The following is a 16,839-nucleotide window of genomic DNA, read 5'->3' as shown; positions in this document are numbered from 1 at the left end:
GTCCTCCTACTGCCATTTGCGGTGATAGGCACCGAGCGTGGTTTGGGTGCCTTCGGCCATCGCGCCCAGGGTTTCCATCCAGCGAGGATCGGGCTGATAGGCGCCAGGATTGGCTTTACAGCGATCGATGGCCTGGCGCCATACCCGCGCCACCTGGCTGACGTATGCCGGGCTGCGTTGGCGGCCTTCAATTTTCACCGAAGCAATGTTGGCGGCCAGCAGGTCCGGCAACAGTTCTAACGTATTGAGGCTGGTGGGCTCTTCCAGCGCATGGTAACGCACGTCGTCCACCAGGTAGCGGCCCTTACAGAGCGTCGGGTAGCCGGCGTTTTCCCCATCCTGATAGCGGTCGATCAGCACCTCGTTAAGGCGTGATTCCATGCCCTGCGGCGTTTGCTGCCAGCGCACAAAACGTGCCGGTGAACAGGCGCCGACGGTGTTGGGGGATTCGCCGGTCAGGTAGGAGGAGAGGTAACAGCGCCCTTCGGCCATGATGCACAGGCTGCCGAAGGCGAACACTTCCAGCGGCACCGGGCTGGTGCGCGCCAGTTGCTTCACCTGGTGCATCGACAGCACGCGTGGCAGCACCACGCGGTCTACGTCGAAGTGGCGCTGGTAAAAACGAATCGCTTCCTCGTTGGTGGCGGAAGCCTGCACCGAGACGTGGCGTTCTACCTGCGGATAACGCTCCGTGGCATATTCCAGCATGGCCAGATCCGCCAGGATCAGCGCATCCGCCCCCAACTGCGCAGCCATATCCACCGCCCGTTGCCAGCGGGCATAGCCGTCCGGGTGAGCGAAGGTATTGATGGCGATATGCAGCTTGCGGTTATGCCGGTGCACGTAGTTCACCGCTTCCTGTAGCTTTTTCTCGGTGAAATTGAGCCCGGCGAAATGGCGCGCATTGGTGTCGTCCTTCAGGCCGATGTAAACGGCATCGGCACCATTATCCACCGCGGCTTTCAAAGCCGGCAGGTTGCCGGCGGGGCAAAGCAGCTCCATAGATTTATCCTGATCCAGCGGGCTTATTCGCTGTGATAATTGTTGCCGGGTATACTCTGATTTTTCGCGCTACGGCCCTAAGCCGCGTGGGGAGAAGCATTTTTACCGGCAGTAATTGAAACAAGAGGCTAATTTTAGTGAAGCCGCGGCCAACAGGCTTTGATTTGGGGCAGTTTCTGGCGTATTGATAAACAGGGTGTCGCAGTGTTGAAATGCCGATTTGTTGATATAAGCCGCGGTACCTGGGCACCGATGTGGCAAAATACTGGCAATCTGTATTGAAAGGAGTGAATGACTGTGTTGGAAAAACTACGAGCACGCCTTGTGCGTCAGGGGCCAGCGCTGTTGCGCGTACCGTTAAAACTCACGCCGTTTGCTCTGCAGCGCCAGGTTTTACAGCAGGTGCTGAGCTGGCAGTTCCGCCAAGCGTTGGCCGATGGCGAACTGGCGTTTCTGGAATCGCGCTGGCTGAAGATCGAAATACGCGATCTGGCGCTGAGCTGGTTTATGAGCGTGGAGAACGATCGGTTGGTGGTGAGCCAGCATGCGCAGGCGGATGTCAGCTTCAGCGGTGATGCTAACGATCTGATCCTGGTCGCGGCGCGCAAGCAGGATCCCGATACGCTGTTTTTCCAACGCCGGCTTCAGATCGAAGGGGATACCGAGTTGGGCCTGTACGTCAAAAACCTGATGGACGCCATTGAGCTTGAATCCATGCCGGCGCCGCTGCGCATCGGCCTGCTGCAACTGGCCGATTTCGTTGAGGCCGGCCTGCAGGATTGCGTCGAACAACCTCCGCAACGGGTGGCGCCATGCTGATACGCGTGGAAATTCCTGTGGACGCCGCGGGCATTGATGCCCTGCTTCGCCGTGCCTTTGGCCGTGATGACGAGGCCGAGCTGGTTCACCAACTGCGTGAAGACGGCCTGCTGACGCTGGGGATTGTCGCCACGGACGACGAAGGCGGGGTAGTGGGTTACGCCGCCTTTAGCCCGGTGTACATTGCCGGTGAAGATCGCCAATGGGTGGCGCTTGCGCCGCTGGCGGTGGAGGAAAGCCTGCGTGGCCAGGGGCTGGGCGAGAAGCTGGTGTATGAAGGGCTGGATGCGCTCAATGAATTCAGCTATGCCGCCGTGGTGGTGTTGGGCGAGCCGGCCTATTACGCGCGCCTGGGCTTTAAAAACGCGGCGCAGTACGATTTGCACTGCCGTTGGCCCGGTGGCGAAAGCGCCCTGCAGGTTTATCCGCTGGCCGAAGACGCGTTGGCCGGCCCTTGCGGGCTGGTGGCGTATTCACCACCGTTTAATCGTTTTTAGCGCCAGGCAACAGGTGCGCCAGCGAAAGAGGCGGGTGGTTTATCAGCCGCTCTTTTTGCTGTTTGCTAAGCTGTTTTACCCGGTATTCCAGCCGCAACGCCAGCGAACGGTCGCCAACCTGGCAGTGGTACGCCAACGCCAGCGGCCCTTTGCCGCGCAGGGCTTTGGCTCCTTTGCCCGCCTGGTGTTGCGCCACGCGCCGTGCCACATCGGTGGTGATCCCGGTATAGAGCATGCCGTTAGGCAACCGCAGCATATAAAGGTGCCAGGAAGTGTTTTCTTTCACCCGCTATCCCTTTGTGATTCCCAATATTTTCGCTCAGGTTACTATAGGGAATGCCGCCGGGTTTCTGTACCCTTTTTTACGCCCCTGCTGGGGTGCCAACTGAAAATCACCGGCGCGACCTTAACCATGCATAGGGAACCGGAGCCAGCATGAGCGAAGACCAATCACTGATCGCCCGTTTTTTGAATAAGCAACACGTATTGACGTTGTGTGCCGGCAACGGCGCGGACATGTGGTGCGCTAACTGCTTTTACGTGTTTGACGCCGAGCGCATGGCGCTGTGGCTGATGACGGAACCGCACACCCGCCACGGCGAGCTGATGCAGCAGCAGCCTAGGGTCGTCGGCACCATCGCGCCGCAGCCGAAAACGATCGCGCTGATCCGCGGGGTGCAGTACCGCGGTGATATCGCCCGGCTTTCCGGGGAAGAAGAGGCATTGGCGCGCGCCCGCTATTGCAAGCGCTTCCCGATCGCCAAAGTAATGAAGGCGCCAATCTGGCAGCTCACCCTGCAGGAGGTCAAAATGACCGACAATACGCTGGGCTTTGGCAAAAAACTGCACTGGTCCCGCAGCGCATAAGGAGACGCATGATGAAGGTTTTACTGGTTGGGGCTACCGGCCTGGTCGGCAACGCGCTGTTGCGGCAATTGCAGGCCGATGAGCGGGTTACGGCGATCGTCGCACCGACGCGCTCGCCCTTGCCGCCGCACGCCAAACTGGATAACCCGGTCGGCGGCGATTTGCATACGCTGTTGGCCGGCCTGGCAGCGCCGGTCGACGCCGTGTTTTGCTGCCTGGGCACCACGCGCCGGCAGGCGGGCAGCGCCGAGAAGTTCCGTGATGTGGACTTTTCGCTGGTGGTGGCGAGCGCGCAGGCCGGGCAGCGGCTGGGTGCGCGGCACTGCCTGGTGGTCAGTGCGCTGGGGGCTAACCCACGCTCCGGTTTTTTCTATAACCGCACCAAGGGTGAGATGGAGCAAGCGTTGCGTGAACAGAACTGGCCGCGTCTGACGCTGGTACGGCCATCAATGCTGTTGGGGGAGCGCGCAACGCCGCGTGGGATGGAGCGCCTGACGGCGCCGTTGTTCAAGCTGCTGCCGGGAAAATGGCGTGCGGTGGCGGCGCAGGACGTGGCGCATGCCCTGTTGGCGCAGGCGTTTAGCGCTGGAAGCGGGGTGAATATTCTGGAGTCCGACCAATTGCATCGGCGCTAAGGCCGGTTTAGAGGTGATGTGCGGGAAACGGCTTTAGCGCAGCCTGTGCACCACCTGGTTGCTGCTGCCGCGCCAGATCAACATCGGATCTTTCAGATCCTGCACGAATTTCCCATCGATCAAGACGTTAATCTGATCCACCACTTGCATTTGCGCTGCGTCTAACTCGGCAAGCTGATAGCCGGTCCACACCCAGATATCTTTGCCGGGGCATTCTGCGCGCACGCGTTTGACCAACTGCAAGATGAAGGGCACGTTCTGCGGGTGCAGCGGATCGCCACCTGATAGCGACAGCCCCTGGCGGGGGATGCGGGGGTCGTTGAGATCGTTGATGATCTGATCTTCCATCGCCGCGGTAAACGGTAAGCCGGAGTTCAGCCGCCAGGTGCTTTTGTTGTAGCAGCCCGGGCATTGGTGCACACAGCCGGCAACGAACAGGGTGCAACGTGTGCCGGGGCCGTTGACGACGTCAATCGGGTAGTACTGGTGGTAGTTCATAATATTGGCTTCTGTTTGTTTTCCCCTCACCCCAACCCTCTCCCAGCGGGAGAGGGAGCAGAGCGGTGCCAGTGTTCTCACCCCAGCCCTCTTCCAAGGGGAGAGGGGACAGGGCGGCGCAGTTCCCTCACCCCAACCCTCTCCCAGCGGGAGAGGGAGCAGAGCGGTGCCAGTGTTCTCACCCCAGCCCTCTTCCAAGGGGAGAGGGGGCAGGGCGGCGCAGTTCCCTCACCCCAGCCCTCTCCCAACGGGAGAGGGAGCAGGGCGGTGCCATTTCCCTCACCCTAACCCTCTCCCAAGGGGAGAGGGTTAGGCTCATGCTTGAGCGGGAAGGGCACGTCTCTGCTACCGGATGTGGCCATAGACAGCAGGGGTTAACGGTGGCAAACACTTTTCCCTCTCCCTGGGGGAGAGGGCCAGGGTGAGGGCGGGGTTAACCTAGCTGCCCATTGTTTAAATGTTTGACCCGGCGTTTCACCTCTTCCTGCTTGCCGGCGTTGAACGGCCGTGCGTCCGGGCTGCCCAGGTAGCCGCATACGCGGCGGATCACGGAAACCTTGGTGGAATCATGGTTGCCGCATTTCGGGCATGTGAACCCTTTGCTGGTGCACTCAAACTCACCGGTGAAGCCACATTCATAGCATTCGTCGATTGGCGTATTGGTGCCGTAATACGGCACGCGGGTATAGCTGTAATCCCAAACGTCTTCCAGCGCTTTCAGGTTGTGCTGCAGGTTCGGGTATTCGCCGTAGCAGATGAAGCCGCCGCTGGCGAGCGGTGGGTAAGGCGCTTCAAAATCCAGCTTGTCGTACGGGTTAACCTTTTTCTCCACGTCCAGGTGGAAGCTATTGGTGTAGTAGCCTTTATCGGTCACGCCGGGCACCACGCCAAATTCGGCGGTATCCAGCCGGCAGAAACGATCGCACAGGTTTTCGCTGGGGGTGCTGTACAGGCTGAAGCCATAGCCGGTCTCTTTCTTCCAGCTTTCAGTCGCGGCGCTAAGCCGTTCCACGATGGCGATGCCTTTGGCGCGCAGCGTGTCATCGTCGTACAGGTGTTTTTCCGTGCCGAACAGCGCGTTAATGGTTTCGTGAATCCCGATATAGCCCAGCGAGATAGACGCGCGGCCGTTGCGGAAGATTTCGGCAATGTCGTCGTCGGCCTTCAGCCGCACGCCGCAGGCGCCTTCCATATACAGGATAGGCGCGACGCGCGCTTTGATCCCTTCCAGCCGCGCGATACGCGTCATCAACGCCTTCTTGGCCAGGTTCAGGCGATCGTCCAGCAGCGCCCAGAAACGTGACTCATCGCCCTTGGCTTCCAGCGCGATGCGCGGCAGGTTCAGGCTGATTACGCCCAGGTTATTACGGCCATCGTGGATCAGCTCGCCGTTCTCTTCATAGGTGCCCAGGAAGCTGCGGCAGCCCATCGGGGTTTTGAAAGATCCGGTGACCTTAACTACCTGATCGTAGTTCAGAATATCCGGGTACATGCGCTTGCTGGCGCATTCCAGCGCCAGCTGCTTGATATCGTAGTTCGGATCGTCGAAACGGTGGTTCAGGCCATCGCGAATGGCGAACACCAGCTTCGGGAATACCGCGGTTTTGCGGTTTTTGCCAAGCCCAGCGATACGGTTTTTCAGGATCGACTGTTGGATCATGCGCGATTGCCAACTGGTGCCCAGGCCGAAGCCGAAGGTGACGAACGGCGTCTGGCCGTTGGCGGTGTGCAGGGTGTTAACCTCATATTCCAGCGACTGGAAGGCGTCATAACACTCTTTTTCGGTCCGCGCCATGGCGTAGTCTTCCGCCTCCGGGATTTGCCATTGCTCGGCTACTTTCCGGTGTTTGTTGTAGCTTTCACTAACAAACGGCGCCAGCACTTCATCAATCCGGTTGATGGTGGTGCCGCCGTATATGTGGCTGGCAACCTGGGCGATAATTTGCGCCGTCACGGCGGTGGCGGTGGAGATCGATTTTGGCGGTTCGATCTCGGCATTGCCCATTTTAAAGCCGTTGGTCAGCATGCCTTTCAGATCGATCAGCATGCAGTTGAACATCGGGAAAAACGGCGAATAGTCGAGATCGTGGTAGTGGATTTCGCCGCGCTCATGCGCCAGCACCACGTCACGCGGCAGGATATGCTGCTTGGCGTAATGCTTGGCCACGATGCCCGCCAGCAGATCGCGCTGGGTCGGGATCACTTTGCTGTCTTTGTTGGCGTTCTCGTTGAGCAGCGCCACGTTGCTTTGCTCCACCAGGCCGCGGATTTCCTGGTTGAGGCGGCCGCGCAGCTCGCGCGAGATATCGCGATCGTGGCGATATTCGATATAGGCGCGCGCCAGCTGTTTGTAAGGGCCTGCCATCAGTTGGTTTTCCACCGCCTGCTGAATTTCGTGAATATCGACGCGTTGGCGCTGTTCCATCTGTTGAGCGACCACCCGGGCAATGGTGGCGCAATAATCGGCGTCGACAATCCCGGCGGCCAGCGCCGCTCGTTCTACCGCCTGGCCGATACGCGCCTCGTCAAAAGGTACCTGACAACCATCCCGTTTGATCACTACTGGTTTCACGTTGTTTCTCCTTGCCCGGATGCGGAGCATTATGCGTATTTTGGCTTATCCACAGGCCAAACCCGCGGCGCACAAGGGGTGCGGCGGTTGTGGATGATTTTGTGGATAAATACTATATATAGTTTAATTTGGATATGTATGCACTATATATTGGGATTGGGCGGATTTTTTTGACCTGGGACAAAGAATTCAAATGACCGTCGGATTGCTGTACAGCACCCGTTTTGTGATCGCTTGCGCCATGCGCTCTGGCGGCCCAACTTACAGGAAAGGGTAAAAAGTGAAAGCTGTGATGTTTGTCACATTATAGTCTATTTGGGCTGTCTGGGCGTATCTTATAGAAGAGCGCCGGTGGGGGATAAACAGGGGCGCGGCTGCGCCCCGGCGAGTTTATTTGAAGGCGATGCGAATCACGTCATCCGGATCCGCCGCTTCTTTATCACGGGTTGAAGCCTGCTTCACGCTGACGTACAGCGTTTGGCCATCCGGCGACAGCGCCAGGCTGTTCGGATAAACCGGGGTTTTGATGGTGTGCAACACGTTGTAGGTTTTGGCGTCGATCACGCTGACTTCACCGGTTTTACGGTGGGTCACGTAAACTTCGTTACGCGCTGGGTTAAACAGCACCGCCAGTGATTCCGGCACGTCGATGGCTTTAAGAATATTGCCATTGCGGGTGTCGACCACCAGCAGTTGGGCCTGCTTGGAATCGGTCAGGAACGCACGGTGCGTTGCCGGATCCAGGCTGATATTCAGGAAGAAGTGCTCTTTGGCTTCGTCGATTTTCTTGCGGGTGAGGATTTTGTTGGTTTTGGTGTCGATGGTAATCAGTTCACCGTCGCCGTTGGTGACGTACAGGCGGTTTGCCGCCGCATCCAACGCCAGCCCGGTGCCCATTTTGCCGGTATCGGTAATGGTGGTGCGCAGCTTCAGGTCTTTGCCGTCAACCACCCACACCACGCTGGATTCCCCCAGGCCGGTGATATAAACGGTGTCGGTACCGGCATCGGCGACCAGTTCACGCGGCGCCAGCGGCCGAACCGTTTCAGAGCGTTTGCGCGCGTCCAGCACCAGGCGGCCTTTTACGTCACCGGTTTTGGCATCAATGGCGGTCAGTGAGTTGTTGACGGTGTTGCCGAAATACAGCGTGTCGGTTTGCTGATTAATCGCGGCGCCAAACGGTTTGATGTCGTTGTGAATAGCCTGCGTGATATCCAGCGTTTTCGGATCCAGGCGATAAACCACGCCGCCTTTATCCAGACGGCGGCTTTGCGACGTTGCCAGATACAGTGCATCCTGGCTCTGGCTGTAAACCATTTCATAGGCGCCTTTGGCTACCGGTTTGCGCAGCACTTCCGGCTCGGCCTGCGCATACAGCGCGGTGGAAAGCAGCATCGTGGTTAGTAGCACCAGAGGGGACACCGCGCGTTTTGCAAACCGCGAGCGGGCACTTGTGATCAAAGAGGTCATAGTATCTCCGTATAGTCCATATCAAATAGCCGCAGGGCAGATGCCGGACGGCGAAACAGGCTCAACATTGAATTACAAGTAGAATGTTTCCGGGCACGTTTCGGCGCGCCACTTTTCACTTAAGAATAATAATCATTATTTTTCTCAAATGGCAGTTATTTTCTTTTCAGTATCCGCGCGTGACATGGCGTGCTTTTTTCGTTAGGCGGCGCGATCGTTTTGTGTGTTCGGCTGCGTGGGGACACCGCGTCAAGGCGTTGTGCTATGTGGTGGATATGGTTGGGAATTTTCTGAAAATCAGGCGTAAAAACCCGGCGTGCGCGGGGGCATAGCGCGATGAATCGGCACGCTTTTTTCGGCGTCCAGGCCTTAAGCCGCTTGAACGACGGGGGCGGCGCCGGCTTTGGCGGCTTAACAAAAATATCGTAGTAAGCAGTACCGGGTTACAAAAAAGTGCGATATGAAACCGGGAATGTTTCACTCTTTGGGCCAAGTGAACATATAATGCGCATCCGGTCTTTATGGCCGCCCATAACCGATGTCTATTACCGCCAGTGCGGCCACCACTATACGAAGATGAAAATGAGCATTCGCGCGTTATTAACCCTGTTTACAGCGCTGGTTGCATTCAGCCAGGCTGCCTTTGCCGTTGTCTATCCGCTGCCTCCCAAGGGCAGCCGCCTGGTGGGGGATAATATCCAGATCCAGGTGCCGGCAGACAGCAAGCTGCCGTTGGAAAGCTTTGCCGCCCAATATCAAATGGGCCTGAGCAACATGTTGGAAGCCAACCCCGGTGTGGATCCGTTCCTGCCGCTGCCGGGCAGTACGCTGACCATCCCGCAGCAGTTGATTTTGCCAGATACCCCGCACCAGGGGATTGTGGTCAACAGCGCCGAGATGCGTTTGTACTACTACCCGAAAGGCTCTAACACCGTCGTGGTGCTGCCGATCGGTATCGGCCAGTTGGGCAAAGACACGCCGCAGAACTGGGTAACCAGCGTGCAGCGTAAGAAAGATGGCCCAACCTGGACGCCGACCGCCAAAATGCGCGAAGAATACGCCGCCCAGGGGGAAATCCTGCCGGCGGTGTACCCTGCCGGCCCGGATAACCCGATGGGGTTGTATGCGCTGTACGTAGGCCGCCTGTATGCCATCCACGGCACCAACGCCAACTTTGGCATTGGGCTGCGCGTTAGCCACGGCTGCGTGCGTTTGCGTGCCGATGATATCAAGTATCTGTTTGATAACGTGCCGGTAGGTACCCGCGTGCAGTTTATCAACGAGCCGGTAAAAGCGAGCGTTGAGCCGGACGGTTCCCGCTATCTGGAAGTGCACAACCCGCTGTCCGCCAGTGAGGAAGAGCTGCAGTCCAAAGAGCCGGTGCCTATCACCATTTCCGCGCCGGTCGGCAAAGTGCTGATGGATGCGGGGATTAACCAGAATAACGTGGACGATGCCATTAAAATGCGTTCCGGTATGCCGGTGAAGGTGAATTGATCCGTTAGGGCACAGCCCGAAGGGGTGTTATTAAATGGGGCGCTGATTGCGCCCCATGTCGATCTTATAAGCCTTCAGCGATCCTTTTTCTTGCCGAAAATCTTCATCAGCGCGCCGATAATCAGGCCCGCGGCGATGCCGGTCAGGATCCAGTCGATAATGCTCATCTTCGCTCTCCTATGCGTTAACGGGGGAGAGTATACCCGCCATTCGCCGTGTTGTGCTGAAAGCAGACACGCTACTCAATGCGAAATGCCGCTGCAATCATCGCCTGGCGCTGAGTGGCCGAATAGCCGATCAGCGAGTTTTTGCTATTGGATTTTTCCAGGCTAACGGCCAGCTCCCGCTGGCTGAGCGGCAGATCGTCCTGCCAGAACGGGACGATCGCCTCGCGGGTGATGGTGGCGCTCAGGTAGCGAGCCGGGTGGTCTTTGGCCTGTGGGAACAGGCGCTGCGCCAGTTCCGCCAGCAGCGTTTGTTGCTGTGGCTCGCTGCCTTGCTCCAGCAGCGTCAAAAACGGCAGCAGCAAGCGCCCGCATATGTGGCCGTGATGGTAGGCCCGCAGCGCGCCGACTTCGCCGGCGATGCCGTGGATCACCCCCAGGCCGGCCATGCTGAGCGTCAGGCCGCCCAGATAAGCGGCCTGCATAATCTCTTCGCGCGCTTCATCACTGCGGTTTAATGCCGGCCAGGCGTTGAGAAAGTGGCGGATGCCCGCCAGTGACATTTCGCGCGACATGCGGCTGGCGGTTTTTGACAGATAGGATTCGAACAGATGGGTAAAGGCGTCAATGGCGCAATAGGCCAGCACCGTATCCGGCGCGCCTTGCAGCAGTTGCGGATCCAGGATTGCGATCTGCGGCACGAAATTGGGGTGGCGCAACGACGCTTTGACTTTGTGCTGTTGGGTATCAGTGACAACGGCGTTTTGCGTGACTTCGCTGCCAGTGCCGGCCGTAGTGGGGATGGCGATTAACGGCAATGTTGCGCCGCTGACGCTGCTGTCGCCGATTTTTTCCAGATAGCGCAGCGTGGGCAGCGGATGCTCAACCATGGCGGCAAACGCTTTGGCGGCATCCAGCACGCTGCCGCCGCCGATGGCTACCACGCGCTGCACCCGGCCGCGCCATTGCGCTACCCACGCATCGATCTCTTGCGGCGCCGCTTCGTGGCTGACGATTTCGATCCCGGCCAGCAACGGCGCCAATGCCTGCTCCATGCTGGCATACACCGCGCCGTTAAGGAACGAGCGACAACTGAACAGCAGCGTGGGCTGAGGATTGGCTTTCAGCAGAGGAATCAGCTGGTTAATGGTCTCGTTGCCGAACCAGGTTTGCCGGTTGGCGATCATCAGGCTGGTGGGCATAGCGGTCGGCTCCTTGTCGCACGGTAAACTTTCAGCATAGTGCAGCGCGGCAGGGCAAACCACGGTTTTTGGCCAGGAGTGTGAGCGCTGCGCTGTTCCTCCTCCGGGCAGGCGGCCCGGAGGAGGAACCACAGGGAGCGGTTACCCGCGGTTCGCCAGCAGATCGCCGACCAGCCGGTTGACCGGATCGCTCATGTTGGTGAATTTGCTTAGTTCAGAGCGCGTGACGACCACAAACACGCCGATGTTTTGCTGAGGCACCATCGCCATGTAGGTAATGAAGCCGCCCCCGCCGCCGGTTTTCTGGATGATGCCCGGCAGGCCATCCTTCGGCGCCATGTAAACCCAACCCAGCCCCAGGGCATCGGCCTGGCCCGGCACATCCATGCCTTTCAGCGAAACCAGATCGTTACGCTGGAAATACATGGTTTGCTCACTGGCGGCGGTGGTTTTGCGTGGCCCGCTGCTGTTGGATGCCAGAAATTGTTGCATCCAACGCTGCATATCGCGCGGCGTTGAGTAAATGCCGCCGCTGCCGGCCGCAGCGGTCGTATCGCGGCAGGCGCTCGGGCCGGCCGCCGGCACCATCAGGCGCGAACACTGCTCGGCGCTGGGGCTGAACGTGGTGTCCACCATGCCCAGCGGCGCGGTGACTTTTTCCCGCAGCAGGGCGCTATAGGGTTTTGCCGCGGCGCGCGACAGCGCATCGGCCAGTAAATCATACGCCAGGTTGGAATAGGCGGCCCGTACGCCCGGCGGGACAGTAATGGCGGCCTGCGCCAGCCACTGCCAACGTTGGGCCTTGGTTGGCCAGGTGAATACCGGCGTTTTCGGCGGCTTCTGGCCCGGCTGTTCACGCGGCAGCCCGCTGGTGTGGGTCGCCAGGTTGAGCAGGGTGATCGGCTGCCTGCTGTTATAGCCCGGCACGCGGGTGCCGCGCGGCGCGTATTTGCTCAATGGATCGGTCAGTTTGACCTGGCCCTCCGCCGCCATTTTTACCATCACCTCACTGGTCATCAGCTTAGTGATTGATGCGATACGGATTAACGAATCTGGCCGCGGGCGCAGGTTATTCCCCGGCCTGGTGTCGCCAAAGCTGCGGTTGACGATCTGGTTACCGTCGATCACCACCAGCGCCATACCGACAGCGCCGCTATTATAGAAAATATGCTCGGCATACTGATCGACGATCTGTGAAGCCAACTGGGGAGTAGCGGCCTGGCTGGCCAGCGGCATGGCGCAAAGGCCCAGCGCCAGCAAAGATGCGGAGAATCGGTTCTTCAACGGTAGTTATCCATATTAAAAATAACAGTAGGGTAAGCTTACTGGGTTGTTAGTGTAATGTGCCCGGGCCGCTGTGGCATGTGGAAAAAGAGCGGCGGAGTAAAGTTTTTTCTTGGTATTGGTGGCCTACCCTAGGAAGCCATGTTGCGGATGTTTTTCGCCAGTTCAATGGTGTTGCGGCCGTTGTTTTTCGCCAGATAAAGCGCCGTGTCCGCCGCGCGGATCGCCGCATCCATATCCTGCCCGTCCAGCTCTGCTATCCCCACGCTGAGCGTGACGGTGGTGGTTTCCAACTGGTTGAAATAATGCGGGATTTCCAGTTCAACCACCCGCCGGCGCACGCGTTCCGCCAACTGTGAGGCATATTCCTCGTTGACGTTGGTTAACAGCACCAGGAACTCTTCCCCGCCATAGCGCACCACGATATCACGGGAGCGCACGGCGTCGCGGATTGCGGCGGCCACGCGCACCAGGGCCTGATCGCCCATGGTATGGCCGTAGTTGTCGTTATAGGCTTTGAAGCGATCGATATCGAGCAGTAGCACGTAATGCTGGCCCGGGTTTGGCGCCGGCAGCGCTTCCAGTTTGCTCTTTAACCCACGGCGGTTATACAGGCCGGTCAACGGATCGAGCATGCTTAAATCACTGTACTTGTCACGTTCGTCGAACAGGTTGGCGACCAGCTCCTGCGTAAAGTTTTCGCTGCGTTTGAGCAGGATATGGTGCATCGAGACGGCGATAATCGGCAGCACCAGAGTGAACAACACGCGCAACGTGTTGTGCATGCCGTCAAGCCATAAGATGGTAATGGCCGAAGGCACGGCGTGCAGGCAAAAGGCCAATAGGTTGCTGGTCAGCGTGATGGCGCTAAGCAAAAACAGGCTGATGAGACTAATCATCAGGAAATTTTGAGCATCATCAGTGATATAGCGGCTTTTAATGTAGACATGGGCTGCCCACAGCAGGCCCAGCACCAGCGCGAAAATATGGATTTTATTGGCATATTCCACCGGCGAGAGCAGTGAATACAACAATGCCGCCAGGCAAAACAACAGAATGCCGACCAGTGCCAGCGTGATGGAAGGCGTACCTTTAAAGGGGGCGAATAACGCAAAGATTGCAGAGGCTGCGTTCATTAACAAGAACAGCAGTAATAACAAACGGTGTTTACTGTTCAATAACTCCTGATAAGAACGCGCGTTCATACGGGGGCACTCTTTACAAAAACAGCATGTCGGAAAATAAAGTGTCGGTCATTCCCGGCGCGTGAATCAGTTGCCGAATTTGGCACTCTTTTGTGTGGCTGTACAACACGCAACCAGATTTGGGAATTTTCTTAGGGCAAGCTAGCATTTTTTCGCCAGTCTGTCATCCGCGTTTGGCTGGCATTGCGAAAATGATGCGCACTGAAAAAAAGTGATATATGATATTGGTAATCATTATCACTTGGAGCCTGTCATGATTGCAGCCATGATTGCCGCGTGTGGGCTATGGGGCGTCAGTTGGTGCCTGGGCCGCAGGATGGCCAGCGCCTGGGGCGTGTTGTTACCCTGCGCATTAATGCCGCTGCTGGCATTGGTTGATCTGAATATGATGCAACTGCGTACGCTGATCGTGATCGCGATGCTGGTAACGCTGGTGATGTTGTTCAACAGCCGCTGGCGCCATTATCTGCTGTTGCCTTCCTGTATGGCGCTGGCCGGTGGGCTGGCGGCAATCAGTCTTAACTTCAGCGTTGGTTGATACGCGCTGCATTAATCAAGGTGATGTATTGAGCTGGGGGGAAGTAAAAGGCCGTAGCGGGAAAGGGGATAAAACAGGCCATCAATTGGTGCGAAGAGAGGGACTTGAACCCTCACGTCCGTAAGGACACTAACACCTGAAGCTAGCGCGTCTACCAATTCCGCCACCTTCGCACAGTCGATGTTGTTGCTTTGATTTATATCACCAGCGTGGTGCGAAGAGAGGGACTTGAACCCTCACGTCCGTAAGAACACTAACACCTGAAGCTAGCGCGTCTACCAATTCCGCCACCTTCGCACAGATGCTGTGCAATATAAATCGCGTGGTTTTTGGTGCGAAGAGAGGGACTTGAACCCTCACGTCCGTAAGGACACTAACACCTGAAGCTAGCGCGTCTACCAATTCCGCCACCTTCGCTTGCCAGAAACATTACTGTAGTAATGCAACCACGGAGGCGAATTCTAGAGATTTTGGCGAGCACGTCAACAGTTATTTCCCTGATTCTGGGCGTTTGCTGGAAAAAACGGCATCTCCCTATATTTGCTGTTCTGCGAACAGCGCCACCAGCCAATCAATCAACACTCTGACGCGCGGCGCAAGGAAACGACCGGGCGGGTACATGATATAAACCGGCATCGGCGGCGGCGGGGTGTCCGCCAGCACTTCTACCAATTCCCCTTTTTGCAGGCTGGCCGCCAGTGAGCTGCGCTTCGCCTGTATCAGGCCCATCCCGGCCAACGCGCCGCTGACGTAGGCATCCGCGCCGCTGACGCTAAGCACCGCGGGCAGTTCACGCAGTTCTACCTTGCCGCCACGGCAGAACTCCAGTGGGTAGTTGCGGTTGCTGATCAGGGAAAAGTACCCCACCGTCTGATGGTACTGCAGATCATCAAGCGATGCCGGCACGCCATGTTTGCGCAGGTAGGCCGGAGAGGCGCAGGTGATCTGCGGGAACTGTGCGATACGCCGGCCGACCAGATTTTCGTCTTCGGTATGCCAGGCGCGCAGCACACAGTCCACGCCTTCGCGCAGCAGATCGACGTGGGTATCGTTGGCCCCGATGGCGAGTGTGATGGCCGGGTAACGCTGATAAAAATCCTTCAGCGCAGGGATCACGATCTCGCGCGCCATGGAATGGGGCATATCGATGCGCACTTTGCCGGCGGGTTGCTGCTTATGGCTGTGGAACAGGGTGTTGGCTTCTTCCAGCGCGTCGAGCAGTTGCAGGCAGCATTGGTAATAGCGTGTGCCTTCGGCGGTCACCTGCACATGGCGCGTGGTGCGGATCAGCAAACGCACGCCGAGCTGTTGCTCCAGGCGTTTTAGCGTATTGCTGGCCGTGGCTCGGGGGATCTGCAACTGTTCCGCGGCGCGGCTGAAGCTCTCCAACTCCACGATGCGGATAAAGATGCGCATCGCCTGTATCTGATCCATACCTTTGCCCTGATTGTTGGTTTTTTATAAACAGTGATGTCAGATTTTCATTATTTATCTTTTTGCTGATAACAACCAGACTCTTTGTCATCACGCTGGGGTTCATAGCCCCAAAGGCAAACCCAAACGATGAGGGAAGGCAAATGCAACAGCGCAAATTAGGTACCCACGGCCCGTCGGTTTCTGCCATTGGCCTTGGCTGCATGGGGATGAGCGATTTTTACTTTACCAATGCGGATGAGAAAGAGGCGATCGCCACGCTGCACCGTGCACTGGAGCTGGGCATCACCTTGCTGGACACCGCGGATATGTATGGGCCGCACACCAATGAGCAACTGGTGGGCAAGGCGATCAAAGGTAAACGCGATCGGGTTTTCCTGGCCACCAAGTTTGGCATCGTGCGCGATCCGGCCGATCCTACCGCGCGCGGCGTTAATAGCCGGCCGGAATATATCCGCCGGGCGGTTGAGGGCAGCCTGCAGCGCCTGGGTGTTGAAACCATCGATCTCTACTATCAGCACCGGGTTGATCCCACCGTGCCGATCGAAGAGGTGATCGGCACCATGGCGGATCTGATCAAAGAGGGCAAGATCCGCTATATCGGTATGAGCGAGGCGTCCGTCGCCACGCTGGAGCGGGCCCACCGCGTGCACCCGATTACCGCATTACAAACGGAATATTCGCTCTGGACGCGCGACGCGGAACAGGGCGTGTTGGCCGCTTGCCAACGGCTGGGCATTGGCTTTGTGCCATACAGCCCATTGGGGCGCGGGTTCCTTACTGGCGCAATCCAGCGCCCGGAAGACCTGGCCGATGATGATTTCCGCCGCGGCAATCCACGCTTCCAGGGCGAGAACTTTGCGCGCAATCTGGAACTGGTGAAAACCGTACAGGGGCTGGCGCAGCAGAAAGGCGTAACGCCGGCGCAATTGGCGCTGGCGTGGGTGTTGGCGCAGGGCGAGCATATTGTGCCGATCCCGGGCACCAAACGCCGGCGCTATCTGGAAGAAAACGTCGCCGCCGCCGATATTACATTGACGGCGGCCGAGCTGCAGGCGATTGACCGGGTGTTTTCGTCCGGGGCCGTGGCCGGCGAGCGCTATACGCCGGATTCAATGACATATCTCAACGGCTAACGGCCCGCGGCACAATATG

16 protein-coding genes and 3 tRNA genes are annotated in these 16,839 nt (G+C 58.0%); 7 read left to right on the top strand and 12 right to left on the bottom strand.

All coding sequences use genetic code 11. The features are described from left to right. Window positions 1-6 precede the first annotated feature (6 nt). Window positions 7-1,002: a ubiquinone anaerobic biosynthesis protein UbiU gene (gene ubiU, locus ABFX35_RS21755; RefSeq protein WP_279029442.1), complete on the bottom strand. Its 996-nt coding sequence runs from the start codon at window positions 1,000-1,002 to the stop codon at window positions 7-9. 297 nt (window positions 1,003-1,299) lie between these two features. Here ubiU and ubiT point away from each other — a divergent pair, with 297 nt between their 5' ends. Both ubiT and ABFX35_RS21745 read left to right on the top strand, forming a co-directional pair. Further along, entirely contained in the window at window positions 1,300-1,821 is a 522-nt protein-coding gene (gene ubiT / locus ABFX35_RS21750; RefSeq protein ID WP_121553719.1) for a ubiquinone anaerobic biosynthesis accessory factor UbiT, read from the top strand. Further along, window positions 1,815-2,318, top strand: coding sequence for a GNAT family N-acetyltransferase (locus ABFX35_RS21745; RefSeq protein WP_346082877.1), 504 nt, complete (start codon window positions 1,815-1,817; stop codon window positions 2,316-2,318). Before ubiT ends, ABFX35_RS21745 begins: the two co-directional genes overlap by 7 nt. Here ABFX35_RS21745 and ABFX35_RS21740 read toward each other — a convergent pair. Beyond that, window positions 2,305-2,574 carry a GIY-YIG nuclease family protein gene (locus tag ABFX35_RS21740; RefSeq protein WP_346082931.1) on the bottom strand — a complete coding sequence of 90 codons (270 nt, stop codon included), beginning with the start codon at window positions 2,572-2,574 and terminating at the stop codon, window positions 2,305-2,307. The two genes, ABFX35_RS21745 and ABFX35_RS21740, sit on opposite strands and share 14 nt — an antisense overlap. A 179-nt stretch (window positions 2,575-2,753) precedes the next feature. On the opposite strand from ABFX35_RS21740, the gene ABFX35_RS21735 reads away from it, so the two are divergent. Beyond that, window positions 2,754-3,185: a YhbP family protein gene (locus tag ABFX35_RS21735; protein ID WP_346082875.1), complete on the top strand. Its 432-nt coding sequence runs from the start codon at window positions 2,754-2,756 to the stop codon at window positions 3,183-3,185. A gap of 8 nt (window positions 3,186-3,193) precedes the next feature. Further along, window positions 3,194-3,820, top strand: a complete 627-nt coding sequence (locus tag ABFX35_RS21730; RefSeq protein WP_346082873.1) for an NAD(P)H-binding protein — start codon at window positions 3,194-3,196, stop codon at window positions 3,818-3,820. A 33-nt stretch (window positions 3,821-3,853) separates the two neighbouring features. On the opposite strand, the gene nrdG is transcribed toward ABFX35_RS21730, so the two are convergent. The 3 genes from nrdG to yncE all read right to left on the bottom strand — a co-directional run bounded on the left by nrdG (window position 3,854) and on the right by yncE (window position 8,285). After that, window positions 3,854-4,318 carry an anaerobic ribonucleoside-triphosphate reductase-activating protein gene (gene nrdG / locus ABFX35_RS21725; protein WP_346082872.1) on the bottom strand — a complete coding sequence of 155 codons (465 nt, stop codon included), beginning with the start codon at window positions 4,316-4,318 and terminating at the stop codon, window positions 3,854-3,856. Window positions 4,319-4,751: 433 nt separating this feature from the next. Continuing rightward, window positions 4,752-6,890: an anaerobic ribonucleoside-triphosphate reductase gene (nrdD, locus tag ABFX35_RS21720; protein WP_346082870.1), complete on the bottom strand. Its 2,139-nt coding sequence runs from the start codon at window positions 6,888-6,890 to the stop codon at window positions 4,752-4,754. A gap of 390 nt (window positions 6,891-7,280) precedes the next feature. After that, complete coding sequence (gene yncE / locus ABFX35_RS21715; protein ID WP_428832227.1) at window positions 7,281-8,285, bottom strand: 7-bladed beta-propeller protein YncE; 1,005 nt, start codon at window positions 8,283-8,285, stop codon at window positions 7,281-7,283. Window positions 8,286-8,936: 651 nt separating this feature from the next. Here yncE and ABFX35_RS21710 point away from each other — a divergent pair. Beyond that, window positions 8,937-9,857, top strand: coding sequence for a L,D-transpeptidase family protein (locus tag ABFX35_RS21710; protein ID WP_346082930.1), 921 nt, complete (start codon window positions 8,937-8,939; stop codon window positions 9,855-9,857). 238 nt (window positions 9,858-10,095) lie between these two features. Here ABFX35_RS21710 and ABFX35_RS21705 read toward each other — a convergent pair whose 3' ends face one another. The 3 genes from ABFX35_RS21705 to ABFX35_RS21695 all read right to left on the bottom strand — a co-directional run bounded on the left by ABFX35_RS21705 (window position 10,096) and on the right by ABFX35_RS21695 (window position 13,712). Beyond that, on the bottom strand, window positions 10,096-11,223 hold the full coding sequence (locus tag ABFX35_RS21705) for an iron-containing alcohol dehydrogenase (RefSeq protein ID WP_346082868.1): 1,128 nt from the start codon (window positions 11,221-11,223) through the stop codon (window positions 10,096-10,098). Between the two features lie 141 nt (window positions 11,224-11,364). Continuing rightward, window positions 11,365-12,507, bottom strand: a complete 1,143-nt coding sequence (gene ampH / locus ABFX35_RS21700; protein ID WP_279028532.1) for a D-alanyl-D-alanine-carboxypeptidase/endopeptidase AmpH — start codon at window positions 12,505-12,507, stop codon at window positions 11,365-11,367. Window positions 12,508-12,638: 131 nt separating this feature from the next. Continuing rightward, complete coding sequence (locus ABFX35_RS21695; protein WP_279028531.1) at window positions 12,639-13,712, bottom strand: diguanylate cyclase; 1,074 nt, start codon at window positions 13,710-13,712, stop codon at window positions 12,639-12,641. Window positions 13,713-13,965: 253 nt separating this feature from the next. Here ABFX35_RS21695 and ABFX35_RS21690 point away from each other — a divergent pair, with 253 nt between their 5' ends. Beyond that, window positions 13,966-14,250 (top strand): DUF1435 domain-containing protein, encoded by a 285-nt coding sequence (locus tag ABFX35_RS21690; RefSeq protein WP_279028530.1) that lies wholly within the window; start codon window positions 13,966-13,968, stop codon window positions 14,248-14,250. An 86-nt stretch (window positions 14,251-14,336) separates the two neighbouring features. On the opposite strand, the gene ABFX35_RS21685 is transcribed toward ABFX35_RS21690, so the two are convergent. The 4 genes from ABFX35_RS21685 to ABFX35_RS21670 all read right to left on the bottom strand — a co-directional run bounded on the left by ABFX35_RS21685 (window position 14,337) and on the right by ABFX35_RS21670 (window position 15,684). Beyond that, window positions 14,337-14,423, bottom strand: a tRNA-Leu gene (locus tag ABFX35_RS21685). A gap of 37 nt (window positions 14,424-14,460) precedes the next feature. Continuing rightward, window positions 14,461-14,547, bottom strand: a tRNA-Leu gene (locus tag ABFX35_RS21680). Between the two features lie 33 nt (window positions 14,548-14,580). Continuing rightward, window positions 14,581-14,667, bottom strand: a tRNA-Leu gene (locus tag ABFX35_RS21675). A gap of 117 nt (window positions 14,668-14,784) precedes the next feature. Further along, entirely contained in the window at window positions 14,785-15,684 is a 900-nt protein-coding gene (locus tag ABFX35_RS21670) for a LysR family transcriptional regulator (protein ID WP_279026892.1), read from the bottom strand. Window positions 15,685-15,827: 143 nt separating this feature from the next. Here ABFX35_RS21670 and ABFX35_RS21665 point away from each other — a divergent pair, with 143 nt between their 5' ends. Continuing rightward, entirely contained in the window at window positions 15,828-16,820 is a 993-nt protein-coding gene (locus ABFX35_RS21665) for an aldo/keto reductase (RefSeq protein WP_346082866.1), read from the top strand. Window positions 16,821-16,839 lie beyond the last annotated feature (19 nt).

The sequence above is a fragment of the Gibbsiella dentisursi genome (assembly GCF_039539505.1).
Lineage (GTDB): Bacteria > Pseudomonadota > Gammaproteobacteria > Enterobacterales > Enterobacteriaceae > Gibbsiella > Gibbsiella quercinecans.
This window is presented reverse-complemented; position numbering and strand designations above follow the sequence as displayed.